15 protein-coding genes are annotated in these 23,054 nt (G+C 45.0%); 1 reads left to right on the forward strand and 14 read right to left on the reverse strand.

Annotated features, from left to right (window positions below):
- Positions 1-6 precede the first annotated feature (6 nt).
- The 3 genes from ABIX36_RS27200 to ABIX36_RS27210 all read right to left on the reverse strand — a co-directional run bounded on the left by ABIX36_RS27200 (position 7) and on the right by ABIX36_RS27210 (position 5,452).
- Positions 7-3,501: a TonB-dependent receptor gene (locus ABIX36_RS27200; protein WP_348085321.1), complete on the reverse strand. Its 3,495-nt coding sequence runs from the start codon at positions 3,499-3,501 to the stop codon at positions 7-9.
- 230 nt (positions 3,502-3,731) lie between these two features.
- Positions 3,732-4,883: a FecR domain-containing protein gene (locus ABIX36_RS27205; RefSeq protein WP_348085322.1), complete on the reverse strand. Its 1,152-nt coding sequence runs from the start codon at positions 4,881-4,883 to the stop codon at positions 3,732-3,734.
- Positions 4,884-4,918: 35 nt separating this feature from the next.
- Positions 4,919-5,452, reverse strand: coding sequence for a sigma-70 family RNA polymerase sigma factor (locus tag ABIX36_RS27210; protein ID WP_348085323.1), 534 nt, complete (start codon positions 5,450-5,452; stop codon positions 4,919-4,921).
- Positions 5,453-5,941: 489 nt separating this feature from the next.
- On the opposite strand from ABIX36_RS27210, the gene ABIX36_RS27215 reads away from it, so the two are divergent.
- Positions 5,942-7,921 carry a beta-galactosidase gene (locus ABIX36_RS27215; protein ID WP_348085324.1) on the forward strand — a complete coding sequence of 660 codons (1,980 nt, stop codon included), beginning with the start codon at positions 5,942-5,944 and terminating at the stop codon, positions 7,919-7,921.
- 624 nt (positions 7,922-8,545) lie between these two features.
- Here ABIX36_RS27215 and ABIX36_RS27220 read toward each other — a convergent pair.
- From ABIX36_RS27220 to ABIX36_RS27270, 11 genes are all read right to left on the reverse strand, one after another.
- On the reverse strand, positions 8,546-9,001 hold the full coding sequence (locus tag ABIX36_RS27220; protein WP_348085325.1) for a universal stress protein: 456 nt from the start codon (positions 8,999-9,001) through the stop codon (positions 8,546-8,548).
- 5 nt (positions 9,002-9,006) lie between these two features.
- Positions 9,007-9,822, reverse strand: a complete 816-nt coding sequence (locus tag ABIX36_RS27225) for a DUF6544 family protein (RefSeq protein WP_348085326.1) — start codon at positions 9,820-9,822, stop codon at positions 9,007-9,009.
- Between the two features lie 11 nt (positions 9,823-9,833).
- Entirely contained in the window at positions 9,834-10,580 is a 747-nt protein-coding gene (locus ABIX36_RS27230; RefSeq protein WP_348085327.1) for a succinate dehydrogenase/fumarate reductase iron-sulfur subunit, read from the reverse strand.
- A 9-nt stretch (positions 10,581-10,589) separates the two neighbouring features.
- Entirely contained in the window at positions 10,590-12,500 is a 1,911-nt protein-coding gene (locus ABIX36_RS27235) for a fumarate reductase/succinate dehydrogenase flavoprotein subunit (RefSeq protein WP_348085328.1), read from the reverse strand.
- Between the two features lie 5 nt (positions 12,501-12,505).
- The gene (locus tag ABIX36_RS27240; protein WP_348085329.1) at positions 12,506-13,165 is read right to left on the reverse strand and encodes a succinate dehydrogenase cytochrome b subunit; all 660 of its coding nucleotides are present in this window, start codon (positions 13,163-13,165) and stop codon (positions 12,506-12,508) included.
- 46 nt (positions 13,166-13,211) lie between these two features.
- A complete protein-coding gene (locus tag ABIX36_RS27245) occupies positions 13,212-14,642 on the reverse strand; it encodes an anion permease (protein WP_348085330.1) in 1,431 nt (476 codons plus the stop codon).
- A gap of 9 nt (positions 14,643-14,651) precedes the next feature.
- A complete protein-coding gene (locus ABIX36_RS27250) occupies positions 14,652-15,797 on the reverse strand; it encodes a porin (protein ID WP_348085331.1) in 1,146 nt (381 codons plus the stop codon).
- Between the two features lie 114 nt (positions 15,798-15,911).
- Positions 15,912-17,342, reverse strand: a complete 1,431-nt coding sequence (gene fumC, locus ABIX36_RS27255) for a class II fumarate hydratase (RefSeq protein ID WP_348085332.1) — start codon at positions 17,340-17,342, stop codon at positions 15,912-15,914.
- 123 nt (positions 17,343-17,465) lie between these two features.
- The gene (locus ABIX36_RS27260; protein WP_348085333.1) at positions 17,466-19,052 is read right to left on the reverse strand and encodes a L,D-transpeptidase family protein; all 1,587 of its coding nucleotides are present in this window, start codon (positions 19,050-19,052) and stop codon (positions 17,466-17,468) included.
- A 21-nt stretch (positions 19,053-19,073) separates the two neighbouring features.
- The gene (locus tag ABIX36_RS27265; RefSeq protein WP_348085334.1) at positions 19,074-21,476 is read right to left on the reverse strand and encodes a phosphoketolase family protein; all 2,403 of its coding nucleotides are present in this window, start codon (positions 21,474-21,476) and stop codon (positions 19,074-19,076) included.
- Between the two features lies 1 nt (position 21,477).
- Complete coding sequence (locus ABIX36_RS27270) at positions 21,478-22,680, reverse strand: acetate/propionate family kinase (protein ID WP_348085335.1); 1,203 nt, start codon at positions 22,678-22,680, stop codon at positions 21,478-21,480.
- Positions 22,681-23,054: the final 374 nt, after the last annotated feature.

Raw genomic sequence — 23,054 nt, forward strand, 5'->3', positions numbered from 1 at the left:
AAGCGTTTAAAATTCTACCCTTAAACCTAAGTTGAACACACGTTGAATTGGATACCCCAATCCCGATGTTCCCATTTCCGGGTCCCAAAGCTTAAAGCTGCTTAAGGATAACAGGTTTAGCCCATTCACATAAATACGCGCGCTACTCAAATGGATATTCTTCAAGGCGTTCTTTGTGAAATTGTACCCTATCTCTGCCGATTTAAGGCGCACGAACGAACCGTTACGCAACCACCAGGTTGACGCTTGTGTATTATTGCCCTGAATTTGGGTACTTAACCTTGGATAAAACGCATAAGGGTTACGGTTATCTTCCGACCAATGATCGTTTGCTATTGCACTTAGTAAACCGCTTTGGTTACCGGAGTTAAGGCCGTTTGGCTGCAAACCATTAACCAGGTAAAAAGGAGAAATATCCGCCGAGTTAATAAAGAACGATGAACGTGCAGAACCCTGGAAAAAGGCGCTGATATCAAAGTTTTTATAACCAACGGAAAAACCAAAACCGTAGATGATCTCCGGCACCTGCGGATAGCCGATAGGCACCACATCCGAGCTGGATATCTTACCATCGCCATTCATATCGCGGTATTTAATATCCCCTGCTTTATAATCGCCAAAACCTTGTACCGGCGAGTTGGCCACATCCTTATCGTCAATAAACAAGCGCTCGGCTATTAGCCCGTATAACTGGCTCAATGAATTGCCTACCCGTGAAAGGTATTGCAGGTTGTCAGGGTAAATTGGCTCTTCGTTTTTAAGCAGTTTACTTTTGGCATAGGTAAGGGTACCGCGCGATTGTATCCAAAAAGAATTGCTAAAGTTCTTCTTATAATCCATAGCAATGTCTACACCTCTGCTGGATGATTTACCGGCGTTTGATGAGATGTTGGCCTGCAAACCCATTGACGTAGGTATGGTGCTGCGTACCAACAAAATATTATCCCGTTTTTGCTGATAAGCATCTACCGTTAAATTAAAGTTCTTAGCGATGGTCAAATCCATACCAATGTTGAGTTGGCGCGATTGCTCCCAAGTGATATTCCTGTTTTCGTAACGGTAGGTAACCACACCCGGCCTGCTGTAAGTATAGTTGGTACCAAACTGGCCAATACTGCCATTGTTCAGGTTTACGTCAGACAGGTAGAAGAAACGGTCGTTAGCCGAGCCTATCTGATCGTTACCCACTAAACCGTAAGTAAACCGGAATTTAAGGTTATCGATGGTTGACAATAATGGTTCAAAGAATTTTTCGTTTGATACCACCCAGCCCGCACCAACTGATGGAAAGAAACCAAAGCGGTGGTTGGCCGCAAAACGCTCGGAACCGTTGTAACCGAAGTTAAACTCGAACAGGTAGCGGTTATCGTACCCGTAAGTAAGCCTGCCCGATACACCCTGGTTACGCGATGGCAACGACAACTGAAGCGTATTAGCATTACCGGTTAAATAATTACGCATGGTACCGATAAGCAAGCCGCTCACCGCATGTTTTTGGGCAAATATGCGGTTGTAGTTTATGGCTGTTTCTATGTAGGTAATGGAGTTAGATATGTTTGCTGCCGGGTTCTGATTGTAGGTTAAATACTCAGTTGGCGTTGCGCCTATACTCCCCACCTCACCGTTATTAAGTAATCTTAACCCGCTGAACTCGCCGTTTGATATGTTTGACTGGTAAAAATACGGACTATACTGGCGCGACACCGTGAAGTACGAATAGCGGGTAGTGTAGCCCATTGCCCTTGCGGATAATCCCTCGGTAAAAAAATCGAGTTTTTGGGTTAGGTTTAACTGTGCTGTTAGCGTACTTGTATTTGAGCTTTGGAAACCTGATAGCGATTGCGCGTAGGGGTTCATATAAAGCCCGCCATTGGGTATAATTGCGTTACCAAAAAGTGGGTGGTTTACATAAGGTGATAAACTGCCTGGATAAATGGCCGGGAAAGCAACCGGGTTGCTCCACAATGCATTTAAAAAAGTATATCCGCCGCCGCCATTTGGGCCCTGGTAGCTATCAAACTGGCCTTTTAAGCTTACCACTGCTTCGGTATTTTTGGTAAGGTTTAGGGTTGTGTTTGATAATATGGAGTACGATTGCAGTTTAATATTATTGCTGAAATTGTTAAGGCTATTTTCGGCCAGGTTACCATTATCAATATTATAGGTCATGGCTAAATAGTACTTAGCTTTTTCGCCACCACCGCTGGCATTCATGTTGTACCGTTGGTTATTGGTTTTGGTTTTTATCAACTGTTGCAGCCAGTTGTTGCTTGGGTACAACAAAGGATCATCGCCTGCCGCGGTGTGGTCTATTTTATTTTGCGAATACGGTAACGCCCCCAACGGGTTACGGGTTAACACAGCCTCGTTGGCCAGCGTCATGTACGTAATGTTATCTGCCAGTTGGATATTTTTAATATTGGATGAAAATGAATTTTCGCCGCGTACATTAAATCTTACAGCGCCTGTTTCGCCGCGTTTTGTGGTTACCAGGATAACACCATTTGCACCACGGGCGCCGTACAAGGATGATGCAGTAGCATCTTTAAGCACCGAAAAGCCGGCAATATCATCAGGCTGTAAGCGGGCCAGGTCGGTAGTTGAAGATTCGATGCCATCTATCAGTATCAGTGGATCTACCTTACCGGCTCCAAACGTGCCAACACCGCGTATAAAGAATTGCGCGTTATCAGCCCCGGGCTCACCGCTTCGCTGATAAGAGATCATCCCCGGTACAACGCCTGCAAGCATTGTTGTTAAATTGCTGGAAGGGCCTTTAAGCTGCTTTGTGCTTACGCTGGTAATAGAACTTACCAGGCTCGATTTTTTTTGCGTACCGTAAGCTACGATAGTTACCTCTTCTATGGCATTTTTATCTGTGCCCATCTGCACATCTAACTGGTAAGCGCCATCTGCACTAACAGGGTAGTTTACGAGGTCGAACTCCTGCGTTTTGGAACCTACAAATGAAAAGGAAACGATAGTTTGGGTGGCACCCTTCAGCGCTATGGCATACTTGCCGTTAACATCTGTTTGTGTGCCAAGGCCTGTACCCTTAATCTTTACGGTAACGCCTGGTAAACCAAGCCCTTTCTCATCGGTAACGGTGCCTTGTACCCACTTTGGCACCACAACACGCACGGGGGCTTTCTGAGGCGTTGGTACAGGAAGCGCCGCATTGGTTTTTTCAATAACAATAAGCTGATCGCGCAAAGTGTATTTTAGTTCTTTGCCTTTTAGCAAAACTTCAAACACTTCGGGCAGCTGGGCATTCGTAAAATTCGCCGAAATAACCTCCTTATCATTCAGAAGTTTGTTGCTGTAAAAAACCGTTAGCCCGGTTTGTTTTTTAATGGAATCGAATACCTCTGCTAATGTGATGTTATCTTTTTGAATGGTAACCGGCCCTGGGCTTTGCGCCTGCACAGTGTTGTACCTGGTTAACAATAAAAGAAACAGAACAGGCAGCAAGAGTTGCCGGTTAAATAAAATTTTCTTCATATATGTGTTAGTTCTGATTGGTTTACACTAAGACCTCATCCGGCAAAAAAGGGTGAAAAGAAAAGAGATAAATTGTAACATTTATATATACATACAATAAATGCAATACTTTCTGGCCTGAAATTTATCAAAAGGAGTTTTAAACATCTTCGGAGAGTAAGATGGTATTACGGCATGTCGTAAAAAACAATGCTTTGGCGTACGGCAAAATTTAACAGTAAAGCAATTTGCTATTTGATATGTAGAACACCGTCTTTAAAAACGGCTTTCACTTGTGCAGAGGCTTTAATGTTTTGGATGAACACGTCAACAGGCCTGTTTTTTTGTATTGCCCCGGTAAATGTTTCCTCGGCCTTGGCCGCGTCATCAAAAACTACCTTCACATCAAACCATCGCGACAGCACACCGCTTATTTCGCTTAACCTGGTGTTATGAAAGTAGTACACATCCTTCATCCAGGAGAGTTCGGTAGCCGGGTTGAAGGGTTGCCTTGAAAAGCCCGTGCCGCTTTGATACACTGCCTGGTAACCGGGATGCAAAAGCAGCTTTTGGTTATTTTCGGCAGTTGTTGATACAGAACCTTCTACCAATGATGTAACAGTTTTATCTGTTTGGTAGGTGTTTATATTAAACGCCGTCCCTAAAACTTTAACATCGGTTTGCCCGGTGTGTACTATAAAGGGCTTGGCCGCGTTCTTCGCTACTTTAAAAAAGGCTTCGCCGGTTAAATACACGTCGCGCGTTTGGCGCACAAACGAAAACGAAAACCGCAGGCTCGATGCGGAGTTAAGCCATACTTTAGTTCCGTCGGAAAGGACGATTTGGTAAGTTAATGTAGGCGGAACTACCAATGTACTCCATTCTTCTGTTTCGTTGTTTTCAAGCTGATAGCTTAGCCCTGATGCATTTTTAGTTAAGTGTGCAGATGCTGTGTTCAACTCCCGGGTTGAAGTGTCTGAAAGATTAAGTTGCCGGCCACTCTCCATCCGCAATAAAATAGCAGGTTTAGCGGAAGGCCTATGGTTTAGTGTTGCAATATTGCTTGCATCCCTCTGTGATGGGTAAAAATAGAATACCGCAACAGCAACGCATAGCAAAGCTGCCAGAGAGAACCATATAGAATTTTTCTTTTGAAGTATACTTTTAGCAAATGCAGGCCGTATATCCGGCTTAACTTTATCCCAGGCCTTATCCTGGTCAATGCTGTCAAAAAAGTTTTTGGCAGCAGGCGATGCCAGGTCTTGCTGCATAGACTCCCAAAGCATTTTCACGCCGGGATATTGCGCTATAGCCTGATTGAGCACCTCACTGTCTTCCGGGCTAATGGTGCCGGCAAAATGCTCAATTATTAAATCCTGAATATACTCCCTACTATACGTCATTACTTAGTAGACCTAAAAACAGGGAAACGGGTGAATTATCGCGCATTTTTAAAACCATCTTTCAAGGTACGCACCGCCAGCTTTAAATGCGTTTTTAACGAATTAACACTAATACCCATTTCAAAGGCGGCATCCTTATAACGTTTATTTTCATAATGAACAAGGGTAATGGCTCGCATTCGTTGCAAAGGCAAAACCGCTAACATTTTCTCGGTACAAATTTGTGGTACGTGCTCTTCTTCCTCCCCATCAATTTCGGTAAGCCCGTAACTATATTCTGCCAATTTTTTTTGCAGCCTGGCTTCGGCTTCCACTTTTTTGAGGCACCTGTTACGAATAGCGGTAGTTAAGTAAGCCTTTAGTGACAAATTGATGTTACAATATAGTTGCCGGTCCCAAAAATCCACAAAAAAACTCTGTACGGTTTCTTCCGCATCAATTTCATCGCGCAAAATATAAAATGCCGACACATTAAGCAGCTTGTAATACCTTTTGAATAAAACTTCAAAGGCAGATTTGTTCCCCAATTTTAGTTGCTCAATAATTTGAGTGTCGTTCAAAATTTCCATGAAAGGGCATCAATTGGTTTATACTAAATAAGCGAGAAGCCTATCGAAAGCTAAATGTACAGTTATTTATTGTCAAAACAACAATTATTAAAAAAAAATAATTCTTTGTTACTATTACTCAAAAATGGTAAATAAAAATGTGTACATGTTTGCGTTCGCCTTTCTAATTAATGTAAATAAAACATCTAAAAATTAATAACATCGTAATTATCTATTCTTATTATTTAATTATTTGCGGATGCCAAAGCCCATAAAAATAGCGAATTAAGCATGCCTTAGTATCAAAATTCTCAAAATACATTAATAAAACCGCCGTAAATATTATTACTTTCGCCTAACCAATTACCAACTCCATTTTTAATGCGTTGCAAACTAAATACAGCAGTACCCGTAACCGCTAAAAAAAAATCACCACTATTTATAAGTGTTTTATTTACACTAATAACAATATGGCAACCTGCTTTTGCTCAGATAAAAAACGATCGGCCAATGTTTGGCGTGGCGTATTATGATGAGTATATGCCCTATGAACGGCTGGAGAAAGACGTACATATGATGAAGGAAACCGGGATAAATGTTGTGCGTATTGCGGAATCTACCTGGAGCACTATGGAACCGCAGGAAGGGGTTTACGATTTTAGCCATATAGACAGGGTACTCAATGCTATGCATAAAGCAGGCATCAGTGTTATTATTGGCACGCCAACCTATGCGGTACCCACCTGGCTGGTAAAAAAATACCCGGATGTATTAGCCATAACCTCCCGCGGGCCTAATCAATACGGTGCGCGCCAGAATATGGATATCACCAATATCCATTTCCGACAAAATGCGGAAATAATGATCCGCAAAATGCTGGAGCATATTAAAGACCACCCTGCCATTATTGGTTACCAGGTAGATAACGAAACCAAGGCCTATGGCACAAGCGGCCCAAACGTGCAGGCGCAGTTTGTAGCTTACATGAAGGGCAGGTATTCTTCGCTGGATACCTTGAATAAAATATTCGGGCTGGATTATTGGAGCAACCGCATTAATAACTGGGACGACTTCCCATCGGTTAACGGCAGTATAAACGCAAGCCTTACGGCAGAGTTTGCCAAATTTCAGCGGTTGTTGGTTACTGAATATTTAGGCTGGCAGGCAAAAATTGTACGCGAATATAAAAAGCCGGCGCAGTTTATTACGCAAAATTTTGATTTTGACTGGTGGGGCCACACCTATGGAATACAGCCCGAGGTAGACCATTTTGCAGCGGCCAAAGTACTGGATATTGCAGGGGTAGATATTTATCATCCATCGCAGGATAAACTTACCGGCGCAGAAATTTCATTTGGCGGCGATATGGCCAGGTCTATGAAAGGCGGGCAAAACTACCTGGTAATGGAAACACAAGCGCAAGGCTTTCCGGAATGGGTACCCTACCCCGGGCAACTCAGGTTACAGGCCTTTAGCCACCTTGCATCGGGTGCAAATATGGTTTCTTATTGGCATTGGCACTCTATCCATAACTCGGCAGAAACCTATTGGAAGGGGTTGCTGAGCCACGATTTTGAGCCAAACCCAACTTACCTGGAAGCACAAACAATTGGCGCGGATTTTAAAAAAATAGGCGCAAAGTTAGTTAACCTTAAAAAAACGAACGATGTTGCCATGCTTTTTAGCAATGAAGCGCTAACCGCATATAATTCTTTTGGGCCGGGCAATTATAATGGCATCCTGAGGCCAATGTACGATGCGCTATATAATATGAACGTTGGCGTTGATTTTATCGACCCATCGAGCAAGCAGTTAGAACAATATAAACTAATTATAGTACCTGCCCTGTATGCCGCCCCCGATAGCTTGCTTAGGCGCTTAAACCTATTTGTTAAAAACGGAGGCCATGTAGTTTACACTTTTAAAAGCGGCTTTGCAGATGAGCACAATAAGGTAAGAATTACTGGCCAGCCGGGTATTATAAACGAAGCTTGCGGAATAAACTATACTGAGTTTACAAAGCCGGAAAAGGTAACTTTAAAGGATGATCCTTATAAAGCAGGCAGCCAAAATTACGCGGAGAAATGGATGGAGCTTATTGTACCAACAACCGCCAAAGTACTGGCCTGGTACAACCACCCGGCATGGGGCAAGTATGCGGCAGTAACTCAAAATAGCTATGGTAAGGGGCTGGCCACTTATATAGGTTTTGGCACCAATAGTACACTTACAAATAACATACTGGCGGAAGCCGTAAAGCGTGCCGGTTTGTGGGGAAAGGACCAGGAAATCCAATTCCCGCTCATCGTGAAATCCGGGGTTAATCAATCAGGCAAGGCCATCCATTATTATTTTAATTACTCTGCTGAGGCGCAAAACCTGGTATACCCATATGCCCGGGGCTTGGCGTTGCTTACAAACGAAAAAGTTGATACGAAAGTACAGGTTACCCTACCAGCCTGGGGTTTTAAAATTATAGAAGAACAGTAATATAGCGGTTATTTTGCAGCTGTCCCAGTTTTGGAGCGCATTTGCACAAAATAAAAAAAGATATAAAGCCGGGTGCGCTATGGGCTGACAATAAGGGCAACCATATACAGGCGCATGGCGGCGGGATAATAATATCAGTCCAGTACAAGAGTAACACAAATCCCTCCGGCTCCACTGAAAGAACCGCCGCCTGTCTCGCCTTTTAACCGGTTTCGATGATTGGTTAGATTGATCTCTGTTGTATCCTGTATCGATAGCACTACTTTTCCTTTACCTGCCCTGAACAACGACCATACATCTCATCTATGAGTTTTGCTTCTGATACCTTTTCGTTGAGTAAAAAACGATAATATGCCTTTTGCTCTGCCCGGCTTTGAGATAAACGCTAAATGCGTTGTATACTGTTACTAAACAGGCGATGGTGCAACTCAGTCCCGCGCTTTTCTATTCGTTTGTCGCCTAAATGCCCATTATAATCACACCTGTCATCCAACGAATATCCTTTATTTATTTGCGGGTACACAATAGCCCCGGAACGGGAGGTATAACGGAACACTTTTTACAAACGGGACTGTATACTACTATGTAATTAATCTAAATAACGATTAGAGAAGCAAATCAACATTACGGCACCAAAACTAAGGGGCACCCGCAATTATTCATCACCGGTGGTATGTTACTGTCGAAATAAGACGTAGCTATCGCATTTTCTACATGGTTGCCCATTACTACCATCCAGATTTTGTTTTCGGCTACCAGTTCCAGGATAGTTTCTACCACCGGGCCCATTCCTTTTTTGCATTTGATATTGATAGCAGATTGCTGTTCGCTGGTTAATTTAGATTTTAAATGCCTGGTTAATTGACTTAACCGATTCGTGCTTTTTTCCGTCTTTGCTGCAATTTCACTTTCTACAGACCGCCGTTCACCTGTTATTACCGAAGATTCGATAGAAATAATGGAGTTGTATATTAACAAATTAGCGGTGTTGCTTATAGCAAGTTCCAGCGCGAAGTCTGCCGCCCGCTCTGCCCTCTTGGTGAAATCTGTTAGCAATAATATCGTTTTTTGGTTTTTCATAGGGCTTATTTATTAAATACTTTGGAGTTATTGTATTCAATTACCGTTAATCGAAACCTGGCATAACTCAACTCACCTTGTTCTAATTGCCAAATGGCTTCGGTAGCGTGCGGGATAAATACGCCATTTATTTTATGGTAATCAGAGAGTTTAGCCAGCCAGGTTTCTAACCCGGTATCACCCATATACCGCCTCGTTTCAAGCTGAACTATCTCGTCTGCGTCATTAAAAGAAACGATATAGTACACTTGTAATCCTTGATGCCGAAATATCAGTTTAGCAGTTTTGTTATCAATCTCTTCCCATCTCAGGTTTTCATTTGGTAAAAGGTTGGTAGGGAACCAAACGCTTTCCCCAAGCCACCGCAGCAACTCACCCTGATCAAAATTGCTGCCTCTGCCACTTACTATAGGATAGATACCAAATAAACTTACATTTAGCCCGCCGCTTCCGTTGATATAAAAGTCTTTAGCAGTAAACGTAGTTGTTTCGCCCTTCCATAAAAATCCGGGGATGGCGGTAGTAAAGTATTCTTCGCCACCAATATTTATCCATTTTTTACCCGGGCCGGTTTTAAATTTCCCGCCATGCTTCAAACGAACGTAATTGATATATGGCTGCCCGTCTGTCAACACATGCTTAAAATATCGCTGCACGGGGGCCGGCAAGCCTTCTAATTGGCTATATTGAAATACATTTCCCGAAGTTTCTGATGACGAAAATAATTGTTTTACTTGTTTGTGAAACAGCATTGAAGCGCTGGCCTTTGCAGCAAATACCAATGCTAAAACCGCCGTTAAAATTAATATCGTTAGTATCATAGCTTTTAATTTCAATGCTGAACCAGCTGTGCTTTGTTGTATTCGTAGTTCATCCTGGCGATGTGTAGTACAGAGATCTCCTGCGGGCATTCCACCTCGCAAGCTTCTGTGTTGCTGCAATGGCCAAAGCCCTCGGCATCCATTTGATCCACCATAGCAATTACCCTTTCTGTACGCTCCACCTGGCCCTGTGGCAGTAAAGCTAATTGGGTAATCTTTGCGGAGGTGAACAAATCGGCGCTGGAGTTTTTGCACGTAGCCACACAAGCCCCGCAACCAATACATGCCGCAGCATCAAAGGCGGCCTCTGCAATAGCGTGTGATATTAATATCCCATTGGCTTCCGGGGTTTCGCCGGTGGGGGCGGAGATAAATCCACCCGCCTGGATGATGTTATCGAATGCTTTCCGGTCGACTTTAAGGTCGCGCACTATAGGGAATGCGGCAGCGCGAAATGGCTCGATGTATATGGTATCGCCATCTTTAAAACTCCGCATGTGTAACTGGCAGGTGGTGGTGTGTGTAAGCGGGCCATGAGCGCGTCCGTTTATCATCATACCGCATTCCCCGCAAATGCCTTCCCGGCAATCATGGTCAAATTCCACCACGCGTTCGCTCTTTTGTATCAACGATTCGTTCAACAGATCCATCATCTCCAGGAACGACATATCCTGCGATACCTCATCCAGTTGATAATCCTTCATCTGGCCGGGTGATGCAGGGTTATCCTGCCGCCATATCTTCAAGTATATTTTCATGATCGGAAATTATTTGTAGCTTCTTACGGTTAATGATACGTTCTCAAACACCAGCGGTTCTTTATGCAGTTCATGTTCGGCATTTGTGCCTTTCCATTCCCATGCAGATACATAACAGTAGTCCTTGTCGTTACGCAGTGCTTCGCCATCGGGGGTTTGGTATTCTTCTCTAAAATGGGCACCACATGATTCTTCGCGACTTAAAGCGTCCTCGCACATCAATATCCCTAGGTCGAGGTAGTCGGCTACACGGCCCGCCTTTTCCAATTCGCTGTTTACGGTATGGTCACCGGTTATTTTTAGCTCTTTATAAAACTGCTCTCGCAATGCTTTTATAGATACTATGGCCTTTTCTAAACTGCCTTTTGTACGGGATAACCCGCAGCCATCATAAAGCAACTTGCCTAATGTTTTGTGAAAATGGTCGGCAGAGAGGTGCCCGTTGATGTTTAAAAACTGCTGTAATTGTTTTTTTACCGCTTCTTCTGCTTCCGCAAATGCCTGGTGTTCAATGGTTATCTTTTCCGCCTTTAATTCACCTGCCAGGTAATTGGGGATGCTGTAGGGGGCTATGAAGTAACCATCTACCGAGGCCTGCAGCAATGAATTTGCTCCCAGGCGGTTAGCGCCATGATCTGCAAAGTTCGCTTCGCCTAATGCAAATAAACCGGGAATGGTGGTCATCAGTTCATAATCTACCCAAAGCCCGCCCATGGTAAAGTGTGCCGCAGGCGAGATGAGCATAGGCTCTTCGTAGGCATTTACGGCGTTTATCTTATCGTACATTTTAAACAGGTTGCTGTACTTCTCTTTTATCTTTTCTTTACCCTGCTCTTTGATGGCTTTGGAAAAATCAAGAAACACGGCGTTTTTCATTGCACCAACGCCACAACCGGCATCAATGCGTTCTTTGGCAGCGCGGGATGAAATATCCCTTGGTGCCAGGTTGCCGAAAGTTGGATAACGCCGTTCCAAATAGTAATCCCTTTCTTCTTCGGGGATATCGTTTGGTTTACGTTCATCATGGGCTTTTTTAGGCACCCAGATGCGCCCATCGTTGCGTAAAGATTCCGACATCAATGTTAATTTAGACTGATGCTCGCCCGACTGTGGTAAACAAGTTGGGTGAAATTGGATCCAGCTAACGCCACTCATATACGCACCTTTTTTATGCGCCCGCCAAATAGCAGATGTGTTACAGCCCATTGCCAGTGTAGACAGGTAATAAACCTTACCATATCCACCGCTTGCCAATACTACTGCGTTAGCGGCGTGGCGTTCTATCTCGCCTGTTACCAAATCGCGGGTGATAATGCCTTTAGCATTGCCGTCTATCACTACCAGATCCAGCATTTCGTGCCGGGTATAGGTTTTCACTTTGTTCGCGCCAACCTGCCGCATTAGCGCCTGATAAGCCCCTAATAACAATTGCTGCCCCGTTTGTCCGCGTGCATAAAAGGTACGGGAAACCTGCACACCGCCGAATGAGCGATTGCTGAGGTAACCGCCGTATTCCCGTGCGAATGGAACACCCTGCGCCACCGCCTGGTCAATCAAATTAGCAGAACATTCTGCAAGACGGTAAACGTTTGCCTCGCGGGAGCGGAAGTCACCACCTTTGATGGTGTCAGAAAACATGCGAAAAACGCTGTCGCCATCATTTTTATAATTCTTAGCTGCATTTACCCCGCCTTGTGCAGCAACACTATGTGCCCGGCGCGGCGAATCCTGAAAGCAGAATGATTTAACATTATACCCCAGTTCGCCCAATGAAGCTGCACAGGATGCACCGGCAAGACCGGTACCAACTACAATAACATCCATCTTTTTGCGGTTAGCCGGGTTTACCAGTTTCACGTGCTCTTTATAATTGTCCCATTTATCGGCAAGGTTGCCTTCGGGTATTTTTGAATCTAACATAACGGTCAGTCATTAAAATAAACAACAATGGGTATCAGCATAAAGCCGCCGGTAATAAAGGCAGTGTAAACCCAGCCGGTATAGCGCAGCAGTTTTACATATTTGGGATGATAAAGCCCGAGCGTACGGGCTGCACTGAAAAAGCCGTGCAGCAGGTGAAAACCTACAGCGATAAAAGAGACCTCATAAATAAGCACGTACCACCACTCATGAAAGGTTAATACCGCCACCGAATACATATCCTTATACCCCTGCTTATCCAAACTCATTGTGGTAAAATCAGACACGTACCAGAAGTCTTTTAAGTGGATAATCAAAAAGACGAGGATGACGGTACCCAGGAGGCCCATGTTTCGGCTGTTCCAGGGGCTAACATCGGCGCGTTTATCGTAGACGTATTGTGTACCGTTAGCTTTTTTTGTTTTAGTGGCCAGGATGAGTGCATAAACCGCATGGGCAATAATGGAGATCAGCAGCACCCAGGAAATGATCTTGATACCCATGTTACCTGCAAGCAAATGCGAGTACCAGTTAAATTGTTCTTTGGCCTCAGAAGCAGGTAACAGCAATTGCAGGTTGCCCAGCAAATGGATCACCAGAAAAAAGCAAAGGAACAGGCCAGTGCCGGCCATAACCAGTTTGTATTGAATAGTTGTTTGTTTCATGATCGATTGTATCGGCAATAAATGTTTGTAAAGAATTTAGCATCGGTTACCATAAGCCAATCACCTTCCACCAAAGGCCGCCGACAAGGAACCAAACCAGGAGGAATAACACGCTCATAAAAAAGCCCTGTTTCCACCAGTCCTTCATATCTACATAAGTGCTACCGAAGAATATGGGAGCCGGGCCGTGCCCGTAGTGCGTTAAGGAACCCATCAACGTAGGGCAGGCACCCAAGAAGATAGCCAGCATTGGCCCGGGAACGCCCACTGCAATCCCCACTGCTAAGAACACCGAATACATGGCTGCTACCTGCGCCGTAGCACTGGCAAACATGTAGTGGCAATAAGAGTAAACCAGTATGATCAGCGGGAACGCAAGTTGCCAGCTAAACTGTTTCATGCTACCGCCCACTAAATGGCCAAACCAACCGATCAAACCTAACGAGTTGAGGTAAGAGCCCATCATTACCAGGGCCGAGAACCAAACGATGGTATCCCAGGCACCCTTTTCAGATTTTACATCTTCCCAGGTGAGTACGCCGCAAAGCAGCAGGATACATAGGCCGATGAGTGCGCCCGTGGTAGCATCGATAGCCATAAGGTTACCGAAGATCCACAACACCAGCAGGATAATAAAGGTTGCTACCATCAGCCATTCCTGTATGGTTATCTTGCCCATTTCCTTTAGCTTAGCGGCAGCCATGGCAGGCGCTTCCTTGGTTTGCTTCAGTTCGGGCGGATAGAATTTATATAGGAATAAAGGCACTAACAGAAAACAAACCAAACCCGGTATCGCAGCCGCCATTGCCCAGCTACCCCAGGTAATATCTACGCCCAAATCGTGCGCAAACTTTTGTGCCATGGGATTACTTGCCGTGGCCGTCAAAAACATCACAGAAGTGATCATATTAGCGTTGTAACTACTTAGGGTCAAAAACGCGCCTATCTTACGATGGGTTTCGGGTTTCTCCGGCTCGCTACCCATGTTTACTGCGATAGATTTCATGATGGGGAAAATAACCCCGCCGGCCCTTGCGGTATTGCTGGGTATAGCGGGGGCCAGTATCAGGTCGGCAGTGTTTAAGCCATAGGCTAAGCCCAATGTACTTTTGCCGAATAACTTGATGAAATTATAAGCAAGCCGGTTGCCAAGCCCTGTTTTAATAAAGCCGCGTGCTATGAAAAATGCCAGCCCGATCAACCATATAGTAGAATTACCAAAACCGCTTAATGCATTCTTGATAGCATCTATCGGTTTGCCTGGCGCTAATACCTGGGTTGCCGCGCAAAGCGTGATGCCCAGCATGGCCATAGTGCCCATCGGTGCGGCTTTAAGGATGATACCCACAATGGTTGCCACAAAAATGGCCAGCAAATGCCAGGCGTTGGATTTAACGCCCTCGGGTGCCGGAATGACCCAGATAACCAGGCCAACCACCAATGTGATGGCGAACGATTTTAAATTGATCTCTTTCATGATAGTAAATTAAAAGCGTACCTGTAATTGGAGATAAGCCAGGTTGTGGTTATAAGCAGTGGTGAGGGGAACGTTTTTTTGGTACAGGTCTATAGACACGCCTAATTGCAGCGCTGCATAAAAATCATCAGCGAAGATGAGCGAGGCATTGGGGATGATGGTTTGCCTGGAGTTGTGGTTAAACCAGTAGTTCTCGTTAAAGTACTCGTACCGAGAAGAAAACTCGATGGCCCTAACCCTGCGCATATTGGCATTATAGCGTACAATTGGGAAGATATAAAAGCCCTGCATGCGTACCTCGCTTAAGGCGGGTTTTACAGTTAAGGCGTTGTAAAGGGCAAAGTTTGTCCCGGTTTTGTATTCGCCGCCCAAACTAACCTCCCATTTTTCATTTAGTGTTAGGCCACCCTTTATATCTATACCTAAAGCATTGCCTGTGCCCGCACCTAAACTGCCCGCACCTGCGTTGAAGCCCAGTGTTAAGCCCTTAGTTATATCGGCTTCTAAGCGGCCGTAAAAGTTTTTGGTATTGTCATTATCGGTGGCCTGGTTGCGGTTGTTGCCATTGTAAGCACCTGCATAATAACGCAGTTGCCCGCCTTTGTTAATGCTACCAAATACAGCAACCCCCGTTTGGAAGCTCTGCCAACCACTTGCACCAAAAGCGTAATATTGATTGGAATAATCCAGTGTACGGATAATATCATTAGGTACAACGTCCTCAATGCCAAAAAAAGGTCTAAACTGCCCCGCCTGCACATTTAAGTACTTGCTCAACGTGTATTTTACGTAGGCATTTTCTAATACCTTATTAGCCGGGTCGCTACTGAACTCTGCAAAGTTTACCAGCAAGTTCGCCGAAAAGTGATCGTTCACGGTACCTTTTACAACAAAGCGCACACGCTTTAACATAAAGGTGTTGGTGATCTTACCCGTAGCGGCTGCGGGATCAAAGTTTTTGCCGTTTACATCTACGTTCTTAGTAAGAGAGCCCAGGAACCGGGTTTGCAAAAGCCCGGCGAAGGTGATAGACCTTTTATAAGTGGAGAAATTTTTAATAGTATCGGTATTAACTTTCGGCGTTGCCGATGGCTGCTGCGCCGAAACCTGTAAACAGGCGAACAGCATAAGGATCGGGAGGGTAAAATTTTTCACATGGTGATGATAAAAGAACGTTTGATTGATTACTGTAAAGGTGATGTGATAAGGCAGGTTAAAACGTGACCCGGCACATTAGTTAAAATGATGCGGGTCACTATAAGGAAGGTATTAGAGGGTGCCGACCATGTTTACGGGATTCACCCACTGGTCGAATTGTTCGTTGGTAAGTAGTTTCAGGCCGATGGCAGATTCGCGAAGCGACAGGTTCTCGCGCATTGCTTTTTGGGCGATCTTGGCAGAATTTTCGTAACCTACATGCGGGTTTAAGGCGGTTACCAGCATCAGCGATTCTTCGAGGTGTTTTTTGATGCCATCGTAATTGGGTTCTATCCCCATAGCGCAATGCTCGTTAAAAGATGCACAAGCCTCGCCTATCAAACGGGCAGACTGCAGGAAGTTGGCAGCCATCACCGGTTTAAATACGTTTAACTGGAATTGCCCGTTGGAGCCGGCAACAGTGATCGCAACATCGTTCCCCATCACCTGAGCCGCCACCATAGTAACCGCTTCGTTTTGGGTAGGGTTTATCTTGCCCGGCATAATAGACGACCCAGGTTCATTCTCCGGCAGGTGTAACTCGCCAATACTACAGCGCGGGCCGGATGCCAGCATCCGGATGTTATTGGCTATCATCATCAGCGATACGGCTATTTGTTTTAGCGCACCGTGGCTTTCTACAATAGCATCATGGGCAGATAGTGCTTCAAATTTATTATCAGCCGTGCGGAACGGCAGGTTAGTGAATTGCGCAATGTAATCAGCTACTTTTACATCGTAACCTTCGGGCGTATTCATACCCGTACCTACAGCCGAACCGCCAAGCGCCAGTTCAGACAGGTGATCGAGTGTGTTTCCCAAAGCTCTCAATCCATGATCCAATTGAGATACATAGCCGGATATTTCCTGCCCCAGCGTCAGTGGGGTAGCATCCATTAAATGGGTACGGCCTATTTTTACAACATCCTTAAAAGCCACTGATTTTGCTTTTAGGGTGTCGCGCAATTTTTCAATCCCCGGTATGGTAACGTAAATCAGCATTTTGTACGCCGCAATGTGCATAGCCGTTGGGAAGGTATCGTTAGATGATTGAGATTTGTTTACATCATCATTGGGGTGTATAATGGTTTTGCTATCACCCAAATCACCACCATGAATTACATGAGCGCGGTTGGCGATCACTTCATTCAGGTTCATGTTGGATTGCGTACCCGAACCTGTTTGCCAGATAACCAATGGGAACTCATCGGGTAGTTTTCCTTCCAGTATTTCATCGCACACCATCGAGATCAGATCGCGCTTTTCTGCAGGCAGCACATCCAGATCGGTATTGGCGTAGGCGGCGGCTTTTTTCAGGTAGGCAAAAGCCTCAATAATCTCGGCGGGCATAGATGCGTTAGGGCCGATCTTGAAATTATTACGTGATCGTTCGGTTTGTGCGCCCCAGTATTTTTCGGCGGGGACCTGCACTTGGCCCATCGAGTCGTGTTCTGTCCTGAAATGTGGTTCGGTATCGGGAATATTTAGCGTTAAAGTTGACATAGGATATTTTGTTTGATGTGCGGTAAAGGTGGCCCATTAAAAACGGGCAGGGATGACGGCCGTCAATAAACACCATGATGTTAGTCACATATTCAAAGCTATTGCTTCACCCCACTGTTTCAATCAATTAACATCAGTCCCCAATAACAGCATATCTGCAAGGCGTTGGTCCAGGTTGTAAATATCTTTCCTGAAATTAAGGTGACCTGCCCGGTCTGCAAAGGCGGTAAAGTAGGCGATAAACACCGGTACTTTTTTTGTGAGGGTTACATAACGTTCTTTCCCGGCATGCATGCTCTGGCTGATTTTTGTGTCGTCCCAATTAGCATTCTCTTTCAATAAAAAAGCAGCGAATTTTGCGGGCTCGGCTATGCGGATACAACCATGGCTAAACGCCCTGGATGTTTCGCCGAATAGGGATTTTGATGGTGTATCGTGCAGGTATATATTATAGCTGTTTGGAAACAGGAATTTAACTAATCCTAAAGAATTATCGTCACCGGGTTTTTGCCTAACCACAGGCAACCCGTTCTGGCGTCCTATAATTTCCATGTTATGATCCTGCAGGTAAGACTTGTTCCTTTTTATACCAGGCAACACCTCATTCTTTAATATCCCGGGCGGTACATTCCAGTAAGGGCTAAACACCACATATTGTATCTCGCCATAAAACGCTGTTGTAGGGTGCTCCGTTTTACCAACAACCACGCTGCAGCTCCATAGCAACCTATCGGCATGGTAAACGTGCATTTTAAATTCGGGAATGTTAACAGCTACGTAATCGGCATTTAAATTTACCGGCAGCCAGCGGCTCCTCTCCATGTTTACTAATATCTGAGTTATCCACCTCTGCAATGGTATGTTCAGTTCGGCTACCGTCTCTTTGTTTAAAAACCCGTTAACAGTGAGTCCGTGCCTGTCCTGGAACACTTTTATGCCGTTCTGTAATTGGGCATCGTAAGCATTGGATAATGTATCGCCGACAAAGTCGTCCAGTTTACATAAACGTGCTCTAATTAATTTAAATATTGAAGCAGTATCGCCCAGGGCCCATTTCCTGGTGGTAACAATGGGTAACCATTTGTCTTTAGCCTGTAACTGGCTATATTTTCTTAAAAAGGTTCGTAGTAATTCATACTGGCGGTAAACCGGTTCTTTTTCAGATAGTTGCTTACCCGGCGCCTTCAATAAGCTATCGAGGTATTCGCTATACGCTACTTTTTTCCTCGGCAACAGCCATCCGCTTGCTTTGCTGGCTGATACATCAATGCCCTCATAAACCGCTTTTGAAAAATTAAAGTACTGGGCGGTAAGCATCAGTTCCATCTGTATATCGGGCTGGTGGCTTTTAGTATTGGGTTCTGCCTGATTTATCAAAGAGTCGAGCGCAGGCTGATAAGGGGTAGCTTTGCTAAGCCCATCGCTTTTAAAATTCAGGATCCTGCTGGTTAAATTGCTCGCCTGCTCAATGAGTGATCCGCCATCAAACCATGCATAAGCAAAAGCCCTCTGCCTGTAGAAATCCATAACCTCCGTTTCGTTAGCTTTGAGTAATGGATAATGCTGGAAAAAGCCGGCAATTTTTGTGCTGTCAAAGGAGTTAACTACTACCGCGGTATCCGAATGTATAACTATAGTGGTCTTCGGAGTTTGTTGCCCGCAACTGGTTAACCAGGCACAGCTTGCGGCGCATATTAATAAGCATCTCACAAAATAAATTTTCATTGCAGATTATTGGTTAGTAGAAGCTTGGTTAACCCACTTCCAGTTTAATATTTCGGGCATGTCTTTTCCATTTGCTTTGATGTATTGTTTATGCTCGGTTAGCTTATCGGCAAGCATTTGTTTAAGGTAAACTCCTTTACTGCCCGTTTGAGGTACACGATCTATTACATCCATCACCAAATGAAATCTGTCCATTTCGTTCAGCACCGCCATGTCAAAAGAGGTTGTAATAGTTCCTTCTTCTTTATAACCACGCACGTGCATGTTAATATTATTTGCACGGTTGTAGGTTAAACGATGCACCAGCCATGGGTAACCATGAAAAGCAAATACAACAGGTTTATCAGTGGTGAACAGGGCATTGTAATCCTGGTCGGTAAGCCCGTGAGTGTGCTCGCTGCTTTTTTGTAATTTAAACAGATCAACCAGGTTTACTACCCGGATCTTCAGTTCGGGCAGATGTTCGCGTAAGATGGAAACCGCCGCAAGCGTTTCTAATGTAGGCACATCACCGCTGCAGCCCAACACTACGTCGGGTTCGCAATCCTGGTCGTTACTGGCAAAATTCCAGATGCCAATACCGCGGGTGCAATGTTCAACGGCCTCTGCAATAGTTAACCATTGGGGTGCGGGGTGCTTAGCGGCCACAATTACATTTACGTAGTGGTAACTGCGCAGGCAATGGTCCATTACAGAGAGCAGGCAATTGGCATCGGGTGGTAGGTACACCCTAACGATGTTTGCCTTTTTGTTCACCACATGATCTATGAAACCCGGGTCCTGGTGGGTGAACCCGTTGTGATCCTGCCGCCAAACGGTTGAAGTAAGCAGTATATTTAAGGACGCTATCTTTCTGCGCCATGGTAGTTCCAGGCAGGTTTTAAGCCATTTAGCATGCTGGTTAAACATAGAATCGACAATGTGGATAAACGCTTCATAACAGTTGAATAGCCCATGCCTGCCGGTTAGCAAGTAACCTTCCAGCCAGCCTTCGCATTGGTGTTCGCTTAGCATCTCCATCACCCGCCCTTCAGGGGCAAGGAACTCATCATGTTGTGTTACCGGCGCATTCCATTGCCGGTTGGTAACGTCAAATACTTCATCCAGCCGGTTAGACATTGTTTCATCCGGCCCGAAGATCCTGAAGTTTCTCTGTTGCTCATTCTCTTTAATAACATCCCGTAAAAACCTACCGCAAACATAGGTATCACCCTCGCCATTGGCTCCGGGCGATTCCACAACGGCAGCATAATCTCTAAAGTTGGGCAGGCGGAGGCTTTGCAACAGCGCGCCGCCGTTGGTATGCGGGTTTGCACCCATGCGGCTATCTCCTTGCGGAGCCAGTTCAGCAAGTTCTGCAATCAATTTTCCATGCTCGTCGAATAGTTCTTCGGGCCGATAGCTTCTTAGCCAACTTTCCAGCATCCGCAAGTGTTCGGGCGGTGTGCCTGCAGATACTGCCAGCGGGATCTGGTGCGACCGGAAGTTTCCCTCTATTTTGTAGCCATCTACTTCCTTTGGCCCGGTCCACCCTTTAGGCGACCGAAGGATGATCATCGGCCAGCGGGGGCGCATGGCATTAGGGTGTTCCGCATCAAACTTAATTTGTTTTATACGGTCAACGGCATAATCCATAGCTGCCGCCATATCGTTATGCATTTGTTCCGGATCGTCACCTTCAACAAATATGGGGTTCCAGCCATATCCGCGAAACAACTGCTCCAGTTCTTCATGGCTTATGCGTGCCAAAACCGTTGGATTGGATATTTTATAGCCATTAAGGTGCAGAATTGGTAATACAACACCATCGGTTAACGGGTTCAGGAACTTGTTAGAATGCCAGGCAGTGGCCAGCGGCCCTGTTTCGGCCTCGCCATCGCCAACCACGCAGGCAACTATCAGGCCCGGATTATCTAAAACCGCACCAAAGGAATGGCTTAAAGAATAACCTAACTCGCCACCTTCGTGAATTGAGCCTGGTGTTTGAGGCGATGCGTGGCTCGAAATTCCACCGGGCGAAGAGAATTGGGTAAACAGCTTTTTTAGCCCATCTTCATCCTGCGTAATATCCGGATAAATTTCGCTGTAGGTGCCTTCCAGGTAGGTGCCTGCAACAACGGCAGGCCCGCCATGCCCGGGGCCGGATACATACAGCATGCTCAAATCATATTTTTTGATTATCCGGTTAAGGTGGGCATATATAAAATTCTGCCCGGGTGTAGTTCCCCAGTGCCCCAATAGCATGCTTTTAACATGCTCCAGTTTAAGAGGCTCTTTTAACAAAGGGTTATCATGCAAATACAATTGCCCTACCGACAAATAATTTGATGCACGCCAGTAAGCATCTACTTTATATAATTCTTCGGCGTTTAACCCATTGGGCAATATCTCCATCGTTTTCGTATCCATCTTAATTTGAGTTACTTGTGGTATTTTTTAAAACCAGGCTAACCAGCCGGGCTATCATCAATTCTTCGTTAGTTTGCATGGCCTGCACGGTTACTTTGCCCTGCCGGGCTGATATATTTTCGAGGCCATTATTGTTATTTGCTTTGTCTATTTCTATGCCCATAAATTCCAAACCGTTACAGATCCGCTCCCTTATTTGGGGCGAGTTAGCTCCAATTCCGCCGGTAAAAACCAATCGGTTTAACCCACCCATTGCAGCAGCAAGCGCGCCTATGAATTTTCGCGCTTGGTAGCAGAATACCATTAGCGCCAAAGTTGCCTTAGGGTTGTGCTTTTCCGTCACTAATAATTCCGCTACATCGCCGGTGCCCGCGATTGCCTTTAAGCCGGACTCTTTGCTGAGTACTTTATCCAACTCATCTACCGTTAATTGGTATTCCTTTAAAAGAAACAATAGCACCCCTGGGTCAAGGTCGCCGCTGCGTGTGGCCATTACCAGCCCGCCAATGGGACTTAAGCCCATGGTAGTATCCACGCATACACCATTATGCACCGCAGCCATACTGGCACCATTTCCTAAATGGGCAATGATGATCTTTGATTGATTGACGGTAGCATCGTTTTCACTAAGCTTTTGCATAATGTATTGGTAAGAAAGGCCATGAAAACCGTATTTCCTTAATCCCTTGGTTTGAAACTCTCCTGGTAATGGGTAATATTTTACATGATCGGGCATATCACTATGAAATGCGGTGTCGAAACATGCAATTTGCAGCAGGTCTGGAAATTTGGTTTTAAATGCCTTAACCGCATCAATTTCGCCGGGTAAATGATTTGGCGCGAGGTAAACCAGGCCATGGAGTTTTTGCAACAAATCGTCGGTAATTGTTTCAGGATCCTGGTGGTCTGGCCCTCCCTGTACAATACGGTGGCCAACTACCTTTAAATTAAGTACATGTTCATTTTCATCCATGTATGTAATTAGTTCGGATACGGCGGCGCTAATGTTTTTATAATTTTTTTCTCTTCCTTTCAGCAATTGATGTTCGCTATCAAAAATATCCAGTCGCCCATCAGCTTCCCCAATACGGCTAATAGCGCCATAGCATATCACCTCCAAATTGCCCTCCTCGTATAAGCAGAATTTAAGGCTTGATGAACCGCAATTAATGGAGAGAATAGCATTATCTGACGGTTTATGCATAATAGCAGTGTAACGGGGACATTAAAGGGTGTACTGTAAAGATGAGTTTCCTGCGCCGCTAAGAACATGACGACGGTTGATGTTAAAAGTGATTAGCATCACTTTTTGACCCAAACAATACGGGCTTTATAACTCTTTAACAGGGAGATATAGCACTTAGGCAATAGGTATAACTATTGCTTATGTTTTATTTACAATGCAACAATGCCGCTGAAGGATTTAAAATTAGCCGGGAAGCCTGATCACCATACTTGATGAAAACCGCCTTGCCAAAATGAAAAACTGATAAAGGTCATGTTTTGGGCTGACTACGCTCAACTGTAATTCCCCCGCGCCGCTATAATTTTGAAAAAATAAACTATCGCGCATGAAAG

This window comes from Mucilaginibacter sp. (genome assembly GCF_039925265.1).
Classification (GTDB): Bacteria; Bacteroidota; Bacteroidia; order Sphingobacteriales; family Sphingobacteriaceae; genus Mucilaginibacter.